The sequence below is a fragment of the Rhodococcus sp. YL-1 genome, assembly GCF_001942025.1.
Taxonomy (GTDB): Bacteria; Actinomycetota; Actinomycetes; order Mycobacteriales; family Mycobacteriaceae; genus Rhodococcus_F; species Rhodococcus_F qingshengii.
Map to the genome: position 1 here is coordinate 1973352 of NZ_CP017299.1, position 13733 is coordinate 1987084.

Annotated in this window: 9 protein-coding genes; 3 read left to right on the top strand and 6 right to left on the bottom strand. The window is 59.9% G+C overall.

Annotated features, from left to right (window positions below):
- Nucleotides 1-118 precede the first annotated feature (118 nt).
- Together BH682_RS09180 and BH682_RS09185 are read left to right on the top strand one after the other, a co-directional pair.
- Nucleotides 119-5977 carry a non-ribosomal peptide synthetase gene (locus BH682_RS09180; RefSeq protein WP_075832725.1) on the top strand — a complete coding sequence of 1953 codons (5859 nt, stop codon included), beginning with the start codon at nt 119-121 and terminating at the stop codon, nt 5975-5977.
- Entirely contained in the window at nt 5974-6612 is a 639-nt protein-coding gene (locus tag BH682_RS09185) for a histidine phosphatase family protein (RefSeq protein ID WP_075832727.1), read from the top strand. Before BH682_RS09180 ends, BH682_RS09185 begins: the two co-directional genes overlap by 4 nt.
- A gap of 83 nt (nt 6613-6695) precedes the next feature.
- Here BH682_RS09185 and BH682_RS09190 read toward each other — a convergent pair whose 3' ends face one another.
- The 4 genes from BH682_RS09190 to BH682_RS09205 all read right to left on the bottom strand — a co-directional run bounded on the left by BH682_RS09190 (nt 6696) and on the right by BH682_RS09205 (nt 10580).
- Nucleotides 6696-7745, bottom strand: a complete 1050-nt coding sequence (locus BH682_RS09190) for an alpha/beta hydrolase (protein WP_075832728.1) — start codon at nt 7743-7745, stop codon at nt 6696-6698.
- A gap of 140 nt (nt 7746-7885) precedes the next feature.
- Nucleotides 7886-8740 carry an ABC transporter permease gene (locus tag BH682_RS09195; RefSeq protein WP_054188169.1) on the bottom strand — a complete coding sequence of 285 codons (855 nt, stop codon included), beginning with the start codon at nt 8738-8740 and terminating at the stop codon, nt 7886-7888.
- Nucleotides 8740-9597, bottom strand: coding sequence for an ABC transporter permease (locus tag BH682_RS09200; RefSeq protein ID WP_075832730.1), 858 nt, complete (start codon nt 9595-9597; stop codon nt 8740-8742). Before BH682_RS09200 ends, BH682_RS09195 begins: the two co-directional genes overlap by 1 nt.
- A 2-nt stretch (nt 9598-9599) precedes the next feature.
- Nucleotides 9600-10580: a daunorubicin/doxorubicin resistance ABC transporter ATP-binding protein DrrA gene (locus tag BH682_RS09205; RefSeq protein WP_054188113.1), complete on the bottom strand. Its 981-nt coding sequence runs from the start codon at nt 10578-10580 to the stop codon at nt 9600-9602.
- Between the two features lie 434 nt (nt 10581-11014).
- On the opposite strand from BH682_RS09205, the gene BH682_RS09210 reads away from it, so the two are divergent.
- A complete protein-coding gene (locus tag BH682_RS09210) occupies nt 11015-11869 on the top strand; it encodes a glycosyltransferase family 2 protein (protein ID WP_054188114.1) in 855 nt (284 codons plus the stop codon).
- A gap of 7 nt (nt 11870-11876) precedes the next feature.
- Here BH682_RS09210 and BH682_RS09215 read toward each other — a convergent pair whose 3' ends face one another.
- Together BH682_RS09215 and BH682_RS09220 are read right to left on the bottom strand one after the other, a co-directional pair.
- The gene (locus BH682_RS09215; protein WP_075832733.1) at nt 11877-12821 is read right to left on the bottom strand and encodes a diiron oxygenase; all 945 of its coding nucleotides are present in this window, start codon (nt 12819-12821) and stop codon (nt 11877-11879) included.
- Between the two features lie 6 nt (nt 12822-12827).
- Nucleotides 12828-13727 carry a prephenate dehydrogenase dimerization domain-containing protein gene (locus BH682_RS09220; protein WP_075832737.1) on the bottom strand — a complete coding sequence of 300 codons (900 nt, stop codon included), beginning with the start codon at nt 13725-13727 and terminating at the stop codon, nt 12828-12830.
- Between the last annotated feature and the right edge of the window lie 6 nt (nt 13728-13733).

Here is a 13733-nt window from a genome sequence, read left to right on the forward strand (position 1 = left end):
CCCCGGCGTCCAGTCTGGACAGACCGGTAGTGACAGTTCAGAAGTATGACGCGAAGGTGAGTTGCTCGATGCAGCGTTGGGTCTCCGTACACACCGTTCGACCGCAGGTGGCGGTCGTATGAGTACTGACGACGCGACCCGGCGGAAGACATCTCGCGCCGGCAGGAACGAACGACCGGCACGCACCAGGCGCGCGCGGGTGCCATTGCTGCCTCAGTTACTCGCAGCTGCAGTGGACCTCAACCCAGCAGCACCGGCGATCACATTCGGGGGTCAAACCCTCACTTACGCCGAAGTGGACGCGCTGTCCTCGCGTCTGGCTCGGTTGCTCATCAGCCGCGGAATCGGGCCGGAGGACCGGGTGGCGGTGTCGATTCCCCGCTCCGTCGAGTCGGTCTGTGCGGTGTGGGCGGTGGCCAAGACCGGCGCAGCTTTCGTGCCGGTCGATCCCAGCTATCCTGCAGACCGCGTCGAACACATGATCACCGATTCGGCAGCCTCGATAGGGCTGACCACGGCCGCGTACGCTATCGACCGTCCTCGCAGCGTCCAATGGCTGGAAGTGGACGGCGCCGTGTTGACGGCCGAGTTGGCCGGTATCTCCCCGGATCCGGTCTCGTATACCGAACGCGTTCGAACCCTTCGCGTGGATCATCCGGCATACGTGATCTACACCTCGGGGTCGACAGGACGGCCCAAGGGCGTCGTCGTCACCCACGCCGGGCTTTCAGACCTGTGTGCGGAACAGGTCGAACGGTATGCGCTCACGTCTACGTCGCGGACACTGCATTTTGCTTCGCCGAGTTTCGACGCTTCCGTGCTCGAACTGCTGCTCGCCGTCGGTGCAGGCTCGACGATGGTGATCACGCGTCCGGACATGTTCGGCGGCGACGAACTCGCGGAACTCCTGGTGTCGGAAAAGATCACGCACGCGTTTGTGACCCCGGCAGCGCTGGGTTCGATTTCCCTTGACGGCGCCCACCAGTTCGACAATCTCGCCGTGGTGGTCGTCGGCGGTGAAGCGTGTTCACCCGCGCTGCTGTCCACCTGGGCACCCGGCCGACGGTTCTTCAACGCATACGGACCCACGGAAGCCACCGTCGCCAGCAACATCGCCGAGTTGACCGTCGATCGTCCCGTGACGATCGGTGGTCCCGTCCGTGGTGTCGGCGTGTTCGTCCTCGATTCTCGACTTCAGCCGGTCGCCACCGGAACCGCCGGCGAACTCTACCTGTCGGGCACCCACCTTGCCCGCGGGTACAACGGCCTGTCCGCAACTACGGCGGCAAGTTTTGTCGCAAATCCGTTCGGCGGTGCCGGGGAGCGGCTCTACCGGACCGGCGATACCGTGCGGTGGATCCGCACCGGCGGCGATGGCGGAGCCACCGATCAGACCGGTGGTGAGCGCGACCTCGAATATCTCGGGCGGGGGGACTCACAGGTCAAGATTCGCGGCTTCCGGATCGAACTGGGCGAGATCGATGCCGTCCTTGCCGCCCAACCCGGAGTCGACTTCGTCGCCACCGTCGCGATCACCGGTTCCTCAGGTGACGCCGCGCTGGTGTCGTATGTCATGGCGAATGCCGACGTCGAGCTGGACCCAGACTCGTTGACCGCCAGCGCTCGGGCCGTTCTTCCGCGCCACATGGTGCCTGCATCGATCATGGTCATCGACCGGATTCCTCTCACCCCAGTGGGTAAGTTGGACACCGACAGCCTTCCCGAGCCGATCTTCATCTCGCGTGCGTACCGCGAACCATCAACGCCTGCACAGGTACTCGTGGCAGCGGCCTTCGCCGACCTGCTCGGAGTCGAGAGGGTCGGTGCCGAAGACGACTTCTTCGAACTCGGCGGCAACTCACTTGTTGCAGCAAGGCTGGCTGGACGTCTCGGAGCTGCGTTCGGGACACGCATTCAGGTGAAAACCCTCTTCGAGGTATCGACGGTCGAAGCATTGGCTGCCCGAATCGAAGCCGAGGCGGAGGGGTCCGTCAGAGTACAGCTTGCGCCGGTGATTCGTCCGGAACATGTGCCGTTGTCGCTGGCGCAGCAACGGATGTGGTTCCTGAGCCAGTTCGATTCCGAATCTGCTGTCAACAACATTCCGATCGTCCTCCGCCTGAGTGGTGAGCTTGACACGGTTGCGCTCGCCTCAGCGGTCGGTGACGTCCTAGCTCGGCACGAAGTCCTTCGTACTGTCTACCCAGGAATCGACGGTGTGGGCTATCAGCAAATTCTGCCGGAATCGACCGCAGACATCGACCTCGATCCCGTTCCGTTGGCCGATTCGGCACTTCTCGGCGAACTGTTGACGCTCGTTACCGCCGGATTCGACGTCAGCTCGGCAGTTCCGTTGCGGGTCAAGCTTTTCCAGACGGATCCGTCCGAGTACGTCCTGGCGATGGTCGTGCACCACATTTCAGCGGACGGCGTTTCCGTAGCGCCGTTGGTTCGGGACGTTGCGTTCGCCTACCTTGCGCGTGTGGACGGCCGGAGTCCGGAGTGGACACCGCTGCCGGTGCAGTACGCAGACTTCGCGATGTGGCAGCGTGAGGTTCTCGGCGTGGATTCCGATCCGACATCGTTGATGTCCGAGCAGCTCGCGTACTGGAAGACGACCTTGCGAGACCTGCCGGAGAAGATCGAACTCCCGGCCGACCGTCCACGACCCTCAATTCTCTCCACCAGAGGCGGCGTCCACCGTTCGGACGTGGACGCTGAATTGCACAGTGCCCTGGAGCAACTCGCACTTGACCACAACGTGTCACTGTTCATGGTCGTCCATGCGGCGCTGGCGGTCCTGTTGGCAAGGTCGAGCGGCAGCGGTGACGTGGCGATCGGTTCACCAATCTCTGGACGAGGGGAACCCGAACTCGACGATCTGATCGGCATGTTCGTAAACACCCTGGTGTTACGCACGGCCGTGAATCCAGGAGCAAGCTTCTCCGATTTGTTCGACCATGTGCGTGACATCGATCTGGGGGCATTTGCCAACGCCGATGTGCCATTCGAGCGGCTTGTCGAAGTGCTCGACCCGGCACGATCCCAAGCGCACCACCCGTTGTTCCAAGTTGCGCTGTTCTTCCAGAACATGGCCGACGACGCACTGGAATTGCCCGGACTGCGTGTCTCCGGATTCGACGCGGGCGTCGACATCGCGAAGTTCGATTTGCAATTGACCGCAGCTCCACGGGAAAACGAGTCGGGGGATGCCGCAGGGATCGCGCTGTCCTGGCTCTACGCCACGGATCTGTTCGATGCCTCGACCGTGTCCGCCTTCACCGATCGGTTTGTCCGCATACTGCGCGCGATGGTCGCAGATCCCGGTTCAGCGGTCGGTGACATCGAGTTCATGACTGTGTCTGAGCGTGCTTTGGTGCTCGAGTCGTGGAATGACACGTCTCGTCCGGTTGTGGGTGGGTTGTTGTTGGATGGTTTTGATTCGGTGGTGGGGGTTTGTTCGGGTTCGCGTGCGGTGGTGTGTGGGGATGTGGTGCTTTCGTATGGGGAGTTCGATGAGAGGGTTAATAGGTTTGCGCGTTATTTGATTGGTTTGGGTGTTGGGCCGGAGTCGTTGGTGGGGTTGGCTGTTCGGCGGTCGGTTGATTTGTTGGTTGGTTTGTATGCGATTGTGCGTGCGGGTGGGGCGTGGGTGCCGTTGGATCCTGATGCTCCGTCCTCGCGTAATGAGTATGTGTTGGATTCGGCTGATCCGGTGTGTGTGGTGTCGACGGAGCGTGATGGTTTCGTGGCGTCGGGTCGTCGGGTTGTGTGTGTGGATGTTGTTGATGTGTCTGGTTTTTCGGGTGCGCGGGTTTCTGATGTGGATCGGTTGTCGCCGTTGCGGGCGTCGAATACGGCGTATGTGATTTTCACGTCGGGGTCGACGGGTCGGCCGAAGGGTGTGGCGGTCTCGCATGCGGCGATTGTGAATCAGTTGGAGTTCATGCAGGGCGAGTATCGCTTGACGTCGTCTGATGTGTATTTGCAGAAGACGGCGACGACGTTCGATGTGTCGTTGTGGGGTTTTTTCATGCCGTTGCGGGTGGGTGCGGTGTTGGTGTTGGCGTCGGCTGATGGTCATCGGGATCCGGGGTATTTGGCGTCGGTGATTGATGATCAGGGTGTGTCGGTGACGGATTTTGTTCCGACGATGTTGTCGACGTTTTCGTCGTTGGTGGATCCGGGGTTGTTGGGTTCGTTGCGTGATGTGTTGGTGATCGGTGAGGCGTTGCCGGTGGAGGCGGTGCGTGAGTTCGGGTTGGTGTCGTCGGCGCGGTTGCATAATTTGTATGGTCCGACTGAGGCTGCGGTGTCGTTTACGTTTGCGGATGTGACGGCTGCTGGGTCGGGGTCGGTGGTGTCGATTGGTGTGCCGGAGTGGAATTGCCGGGTGTTTGTGTTGGATTCGCGTTTGCGGCCGGTTGCGGTGGGTGTTGCGGGTGAGTTGTATTTGTCGGGTGTGCAGTTGGCTCGGGGGTATGTGGGTCGTCCGGATTTGAGTGCGGATCGGTTTGTGGCGTCGCCGTTCGGTTCGGGTGAGCGGATGTATCGGACGGGTGACCTTGTGAGGTGGTCGTCTGAGGGGGATCTGGAGTACATCGGTCGTACTGATTTTCAGGTGAAGTTCCGTGGTCAGCGGATCGAGTTGGGGGAGATCGAGGCGGCGTTGACGGCGCATGGGTCGGTGTTGTCGGCTGCGGTGGTGGTGCGTGGGTCGGTGATGGGTGATCAGTTGGTGGGGTATGTGGTGCCGGCGGTGGGGTCGGTTGTGGATGTGTCGGTGTTGCGGGGGTTTGTGGGGGAGCGGGTTCCGGGTTATATGGTTCCGGCTGCTGTGGTGGTGTTGGATGCGTTTCCGCTTAATTCGTCGGGGAAGTTGGATCGGGCGTTGTTGCCGGAGCCGGTGTTCGAGGCTCGGGTGTTTCGGGCTCCGGTGTCGTCGGTGGAGTTGGTGGTGGCGTCGGCGTTTGTGGGTGTGTTGGGTGTTGATCGGGTGGGGTTGGATGATGATTTCTTCGAGTTGGGTGGCAACTCCCTCATCGCGATGAAATTGACCGCCAACTTGAGCAGCACACTCGATTTCGATGTTCCTGTCCGCATGCTCTTCGGTGCATCGACACCCGAATCACTCGCTGCCAGGATCGAAGAGGCTCGGGAATCAGGTTCGGCGACACCGGACGATCATGCGATCGGCGTGCTCTTTCCCGTTCGCATCGAGGGACAGCGGCCACCGCTCTTCTATATCCATGCAATGAGTGGTCTGGCGTGGAAGGCCTCGGGCTTCGCTCCGTATCTCGAGGCAGATACACCGATCTACGGCCTGCAAACTCCCGTAATGACGGAGGCGTGGGCATTACCGACCTCTGTCGACGAGCTAGCGCACCGTTACGTGCGTGAGATGATCGATGTGAATCCGACTGGGCCGTTTAACATAATCGGCCACTCAGTTGGAGGGTTCATCGGCCATGCATGTGCTGTTCTTCTACGCGAGCAAGGTTTCGAGGTCTCTCTGTTCATGGTGGATCCACGTCATCCGAGGGAGGTCGACGATGATGTAGCGCTCGAGAACACCCGTGACATGGCAGCTAGTTGGGGAGTGGAACTCGGTGAAGGTGCCGACGTCAATTCTCTTGATCGCAGCCAGATCATCGCCATCGGTAAAACGCTGGACTCGGTGTCGTTCATGACTGAGACACAGATTGGCGCACTTTACGACTTCGCTTCGGCGAGTGGTGAATTGATCGCCGGGTATGAGCCGCGCAAATATGATGGCGACGTGGTGATGTTCCGGGCAGCTGCGGGCATGGACATGGACTTCACAGTGACAGACGAATGGAGATCGATGATCGGTGGACAGATCACCGACATCGATATCGACAGCAATCACACGTCGATGATGCATCCGGACAAGCTCGAGTTGATCGGGCCGATCGTCGCCGAGTACCTACGTACGCAGGAGAAGCGCTCGTCATGACTGATGAAACCCCGGCTCGGTCGGCCGAACCTCGCACTGTCGTGCATTTTGTACGTCACGGAGAGGTGTTCAATCCGTCGAAAGTAATTTACGGCCGGCTACCCGGATACTCGCTTTCCGAATTGGGCAATCGCCAGGCGAAGGCAGTCGCCGAGATTCTCGGTGATCGTCCAATCTCTTCGATCTTCTCCAGCCCGCTCGAACGCGCGATTGAAACTGCCACTCCGCTAGCCGATTTGTTGAATCTACCCATCGAGGAGAACGAAGATCTTGTGGAGTGGGAGGGAAGGTTCGACGGGATCGCAGCGGGAGACCCGAGACTGAAGCCGTCGGTCGGGTTGCTGCTCAAAACGTGGAATCCAGTGACGCCTTCGTGGGGGGAGAGCTACAAATCGATGGTCAGGCGTATGTCTGCTGCCCTGGATTCGGCTCGGCGTCGGAGCGCGGGCAAGGAGGGCGTGTGCTTCAGTCACGAGCTGCCCATCTGTACCTTGCGGCGTTCGTTGAGGAGCGAATCATTGTGGCGTCGGCAGCATGAACGCGATGTGGCTCACACTTCGATCACTTCAGTCACTTTTTCTGGCGAAGCCCTCGTTGATGTCAGCTATTCCGCAAGCCATGTACCTACGGACTGAGGTATAGAGGAAAGCCAGCCTGTTCTTCTCGCATTTGATCGAGAAGAACAGGCTGGCTGGTTGAGAATGTTCCTGCGGTTGTCTCAGATTCCGAGCGAACCGGCGATGAACGGCCATGATTTGTGTAGCTGATCCTGCCAGTAGCCCCACGAGTGGGTCCCGACCGGCTGGAAGTCGACAACGGCCGGAATATTCAATTCATACAGGCGCTTGGCCATGTTCGAAGTGCAAAGGTTGGTCGCTGCTTCGATCGGGCCGCCGATGATGATCTGGTTCTCGGTGTACGCGCGACCATCGCTCAGGCGTGGGTTGAGGAAGGTGTCGTTCGGAATTCCTGGAAGTCCGTTGCCCGTGCTCATGTAGATCGGTGTCCCACGTAGCTTCTCGGCGTTGACGAGCGGATCGTGTTCGACCCATCCCGGTCCGTCCAATGGTCCCCACATATTCGTGATGTCGTCGACGCCGCCGATCCATTCCGTGGTCGTCCGGACGAATGCTTGTCCGAGGGGATCGCTGGTCTGTGCGCAGCCACTGTAAGCGGCAACAGAACTGTAGAAACCGGGGTACTCGATCGCCAAGTTCAGTACCGACGTACCGGACATCGAGATGGCCGAGATGGCTTGCTTACCGTTGCTCCCCAGCTCTTCGTTCAACAACGGGGGCAATTCTTTGCCCAGGAAGGTCGACCACTTGTTGCGTCCGGCCTTGGGGTCGTCCTTCTCCCAGTCGGTGTAGTAGGAGAGACGCCCACCGACAGGCGTGGCGACGTTCACGTTCTTGTCAGCGAAAAAATCGACTACATCAGTTTGTAGTTCCCATGTCGCGGCATCTTCTCCGCCGCCGGCACCGTTCAGCAGATAGACGATCGGGCGAGGTTCGGAGTTGTCGGCCGGGGTGATCACCTGAATCGGAACGTCCTTGTCCATCGACGCCGCATAGACGTTGACGACGAGCTGACGGTCATTGACCTTCTCGACGGATTTGATGTAGGAGCCCGTCGACGCTGTTTCGGATGAGTCGCCACCGACGCGCGCGGGGGTGGCCTGCGCGAGACCGGCTGTGAGCAGTGAGCCGGCAACGGCCAATGCACCGATCTGTACGGTGCGTCGCCAGGACGTGGAATTTCGCGTCAAGACCTCATACCTTTCGGTTGATTCATTGTCGATTGCGACCTTGTCGCATTCAGAGAATTGAGTCGGTTATTGTTTGTGGACTGTTACCGTATTTAGATATTTAAATTCTGGTATAAGGCCACACTCGCTGGATGCGTCTGTCATGAAGTCTCCGCAGCCCGGCGGTAACCCCGAATCGCAGGATATAGGAAAACAGCGATCATTCCCGCTGACCAGGCAAGCATTTTCAGAACTGGCACCAGGACCGGGCCTCCGAGCGAAAGTCCGCGCATAGCGTCGACTGCGACGGACATCGGTTGTGCGGCAATTACGGGTTGTAGCCAGACCGGATATGCCATTGTCGGGACAAAACCACTGTTGAAGAACATCAACAAGGTGCACCCAATGGAAACCAATTCGACGAGCGGGACATTTTCCGACATCGTGGCGAGAGCCGTGACCATCACCGCGAACCCAATGCCGAAGGCGATGGGTAGAAGAATCATTGCCACTGCCGCAAGCGGGCCCTGAGTGAACCGGAAGCCGACGGCATAACCAACGCCGATGATGACGATCGTTGTCAGTAGAACTCGAACGGCTTCAGCGATCATCCGGCCCACCAGGCCCGATGCTCGGTGTGCGGGCAGCGTCCAGAATCGACCGAGCAGACCGCTCTTCCTCTCGCCCCGCAAGCCAACTGCGCTGGCGATCGAACCGAACATCGCCCCCACGAGAATGATGAGCGGGACAGTCCCATAGATACTTGGCTGCCCGGTGGCAGCTGTGATGGAATTTCCCAGAACAACGCGAAACATGATCAAGGTCAACGCGGGATAAACGAGCGCCTGAACAGTCGTTGAAGGATCGCGCGCCCAGTTGATCAGAAGCCGCTTCGCCTGAATAAGGCTGTGGGTCCAGAGCGCGCTGGCCGAGTTCTCGGGTAGTGCCGCGTTGGGAAGAGGGAACGCGAGCGCCCTCCCACTGCGTATCTCCTCACGCTTCTCGAGAGAACTCATCACGCTCGCCTCGTACTTGCCCAGTATGCGAGAGGCCCGCATACCGCTATCAAACCGATCGACCAAGCCGCAACTGGCACCAAGGTATTCGGGGTGAGGGTGCCGGCAGCCAGGTCCCGCATGGCGTAGGAGAACTGAGATACGGGCTGATTGCGTACGAACGGCCGGATCCATTCCGGGAATCCGCTCTCCGGAACAAATCCACACGAGAGCATTCCGAGGATCAATTGGGGAAGTGTCAATGCCTGACTGGTTGCTTGTGGGCTCTTCGACAGCGAGCCGATTGCATCACCGCCGAGCGACAAACACGTACTGAAAGTCAACGCGATCACGCAGAAGAGCATGGCCTGTGACAGACCACCGACGAAACGAAATCCGATCGCGTATCCGTAGATCACTGCTGCCGTCAGTGAGACGACGGATCGAAGGAATCCACTACTCATCCGCGAAAACAGTGGAACTGGGCCGAAAACCGGCATGGTTTGCATCCGACTGCTGAAGCCAGTGATGCGTTCGGTCGCCGACATCTGCGCCGCTGAGATCGAAGTGAAGGCCATCGCCTGCAAGACGATGATCGGCATCAAGAACTGTGCGTAATTGATTCCCTGCAGCTGCATTACGAACTTGAGGGGCAGGTAAAAGCCGACCGTGAAGATCAATGGCGCGACGATTGCGACGAGCAATTCGTGCCGGCGAATCATTGCGCGAACGGTACGGCCGGTAAGGGTCCACCACTGTGTGACCGCGGATGGCTGCGGACGACGATGGCGTCCGATCCGAGCAGCATTTGGCACCGTGATGGACCGTTGACCTACCTGTTTCAAGGCAAGATCTTGAGTTGCGTATTTCGTCGTCATGGTCACGTCGCATCGCTTGTTTCGCTCGGACGCGACTGCCCCGTCAACGACAGGAACACGTCGTCAAGTGAAGGCCTGCGCAGGGCGATGTCCGCGAGTGGTATCCGTGCGTGATCGAGACGCCGCAGAGCTTCTGCAAGGGTCGCAGAACCACGGGGTGCGGGAATTGCAATTCGGCCGTTCTCGACTGCCAGATCGAAGCGGAAGTCCGGCGGAACCAAATTACCCAACGCGTTGGCTGCTGGCCCCAGCAAGCTTGCCTCGGCGGGAACGATTTCGCAGAAGCTGGCGCCGGTTCGTGCCTTCAATTCGTTGGCCGTCCCTTCCGCGATGACAGATCCTTTGTCGATGACAATGATGTTGTCGCTGAGGAGGTCAGCTTCCTCGAGGTACTGAGTGGTCAGCAGAACCGTGATGCCTTGCTCCTTCAAAGTCTGCACGAGGTTCCACACGCTCTGGCGGCTGCGGGGGTCCAGTCCAGTCGTCGGCTCGTCGAGAAATACGACTTCTGGCCTCACTACCAATCCACACGCAATGTCGATGCGTCGTCGCATGCCGCCGGAGTAGCCTGCAACGGCTCGCCCCCCAGCTTCCACGAGATCGAATTCCTCGAGAAGGTCCACGGCGCGTTGCCTGGCGGATGCGCGATCGAGGCCCATCAGGCGAGCGAACAGTTCGATGTTCTCGCGTCCGGTGAGTGCGTCGTCGAGTGCGGCGAACTGGCCAGTCATCATGATCGAACGGCGAACGTCGGCTGGGTTGCGAGCGACGTCATATCCGGCAACCATTGCGACGCCGCGGTCAGGCCGAATCAACGTGGACAGAACCTTGACGGTGGTGGTCTTACCTGCGCCGTTGGGTCCAAGGATGCCGAGCACTGTGCCCTTGGGAGCTTGGAAGTTGATGCCACGCAATGCGTGCACATCCTTGAAGGACTTGTGAACGTCCTCCACGACTACCGCCGCGTCCGTCGATAAGGGCATCAATTCTCCGCTGTCTACATGGGTGTTCGGGCCGAGCTGTGCTTGGACAGGGCCTCTCGGCACTGTCCTTTCTCGAGCAAGCCGTAGCCCGAGCCGGAGTCACTGGTAAGGACCCCAGTGGTTGCGGGAACCTTGTACGTCTATCTCCGGATGCACAGTGGATGTTACCGGAGGGACAACCTCGTTCCGGCCTTCGCGCGGTGGGGATCGATGCAAATGTGCAGCTTGGCGATAAGCCGCGGTCAGGCCGACCGACTGGACTGTGCGATATCGCACAGTGTCCGATACCGGGCCTGATTTCGGGTCGCCGACAGGTGTGAACCGTGTTCGCGCGTCCTGAATGCTCGTCGAATACTACGAGTTCGTACTCGATCGACGGGCACCCCTGACTCGATCATCAAGTCGACTCCCTCTGGCGAGGTAACCTACTGCTCATGGATATCGGCACGTTGTCAGTGGTGGTTCCCGTGTACAACGAGGAGGACTACATCGCCGGGTGTTTGGAGTCCCTCGCTTGTCAAGGGGACGAGATCCTCGAGATAATAGTTGTCGACAACAATTCCACCGATCGCACCCCTGAAATCGCGCGTTCTTTCGAGCAGCGGGATTCTCGAATTCGATATCTTGTAGAACCGCGTCAGGGCGTTGTTCATGCACGTAATGCCGGGTTCGACATCGCAGTGGGTGAATTCATCGGCAGGGTCGATGCGGATTCGCGTGTCGCACCAGGGTGGGCGCGAGCGGTTCGAAGTTCCTTCGCTTCTCATGATCTTGATGCCGTTACCGGTTTCTCGTTGTTTTACGAGTCACCGTTTTCGGGTCTTCAACGAGCAGCGGTGAACAAAGCCGAGGCCCGTGGCGATTTCCACGGAATCAAACCGGCGCACGCACTGACTGGTTCGAATATGGCGATTCGGGCGACGTCGTGGCGCTCGATCCGCGACAAGGTCAGTGATCGCACCGACATTCACGAAGACGTGGATCTGTCGCTGTGCCTGATGAAGGCAGGGATGCAGTTCGGCACTGACCTGGACATGCGGAGCGAAATCTCCGGTCGTAGGGGAGAGACTGGACCCATCGAGTTTCTGTCATACAACAAGGCTTCGGTGACAACGCTCGAGTATCACCAGGCTATGACTACACGACTTCGTTTGATGATTCTCAAGACGTCAATTCTGCATGCTCTGTTGTGGCCGGCGTACCGAATGTACGACCGGCAAACCGATCGGTTGTCATGGCGGAAACTGCTGTCAGGTTCCGGAGCCCGCACTATGCCCGTGGATTCGTGAGAGTCGGCTACATCCTGTCCAGATTCAAGGTCTTGTACAACCTCTCGATACCGCTGAAGTCCTGGACGAACAGGTTGTTGCGCCGTCCCGATTCGATGTCGTCGAGCATCTTCTGTCCGCCGGGTATGGCTTCGATCTCCATGATTGCTCGCCACGCGCCGAAGTCGGTTCCGCTGAAAGCGCGCATGGCGCCCTCGAAGCCTTCCAGTAGATAGCTGCGATCTCCACGATTCAAGGAATCCCAGACCAGTACCGCCAGTTCCCCGGCAATCGAGGCATGGCAGTACTCGTCGCGAGCGTGCAACCGAATGGTCGCGCGGTTGATCGACTGCACGCCCGGGTCGTCCGAGATCAGGTCGAGGTATGCGGTGATCGACACCTCGGCGACGGTCATGAACGCCAACTGTGTCAGCGCGATCTTGCGCGGATCACCGGCTGCGTCGAGGGCTTGCGCCCGCGTGTGGACCGTCAGGACGTCTGGCAGTGCCTTGGCCGGAAGCCCCCAGCCCCTGCCTCGACGGGTCGCTGAACTGGCATTGAAGTGCATGAGCGTGTGATATTGCTCGTCGACCATCGCCTGATTGACCGCCACTGCAGCCCAATCTCCGAGACCGACGCCGAGTCGGTCTTCGGCGAGAACGTCGAAGCCGGGATTGACGACGTACTTCTCGATGTCCATGACGTTCTTGTTGAACGCGATCCATGCCCAGGCTTGCAGGCGTTGCTTCTGCTCGGGTCTCAATGCCAGGTAGGTCGGATGCTCCGCGAACGGGAGAAGTGCTTCGGGGTAGTCGGACAGCGACGAATCGAAGAGATCGTCCAGTTCCGGCTCCGCCTTCTTCACGGTTGCCCGGCGCGCCCAATTGCTCGCAAGGCGGCGGACGATTGCACTCTCGACCGGATCGGAGGCGTCGTACTCCGGGAGGCTGGGCGGACTCACTCCAGGTCTCATCGTGCCCTACTCTCTGTGCCCTTCGGCGATCTCTCTGTGCCCTTCGGCAATGCGATCGAACAAGCTCTGGCACTCCGCGTTCAATTCGCCTGAGCGATTGTCGAGCGCTGCGTCGGCGGTTTTCATCAGCGTCGTGAAGTCGCCGAGGGTCTCGGCCGCCCTGTCCACCTGTGCGGTGGCATCGAACAGTGCTTTTCGTGTCGCACCTGCGTACGGATTGCCCGCTTGTACGTCCCAGTACACCTCCGGTTCGCCGCCGGCTACACGCGCCAGGAGCGCGAGCAAGGCCCGATGCGGGGGAGGGGCGACCGCGAGGAGTTCGTCCGCGGAAACTCCGAGTTCGGCCAGGGCAGCGCCGAAAGCCAGCACCGACGCGTGTGTCAGAACCTGGGTAGCCGCAGCCAACCGGTCGTGACGATCGGCGTCCATCACCGCGACCGACGCTCCCCACGAGCGCACGCTGCCGAGGAATCTGTCGGACTGCGGACCGCCGACGTACGGCACTGCGATGACGGCCCGACCGCGTGGCCCGAGCGACGGACGGAACATGGGGTTGAGTCCGAGGAACTCCCCTTCTCGGCCGGCGTCGGCGATTGCTGCGTCCATCCGCGATTTGACCGACAGCGTGTCCACAACGAGAGCGCCGGATGTCCGAAGGCTCGGTAGTGCGGCTAGAGCGACCCGTTCGGGAACCGCGAGCACGATGATGCGCGAGGACTCCACGTGCGCGAGGACTTGCTCACTGGGTTTCGTGATGTCTCCGACGACTACATCTCCGTCGGGATCGCTGCCTGCTGGGTCGACGACGGTGACGGTTGACCCCCCGGCGCGAAGCAGTTCGACGAACATGGATCCGACGGCACCCAGCCCGCCGACAACCGTCGCTGTGCCTGATGACGCCGTCATGGCTGG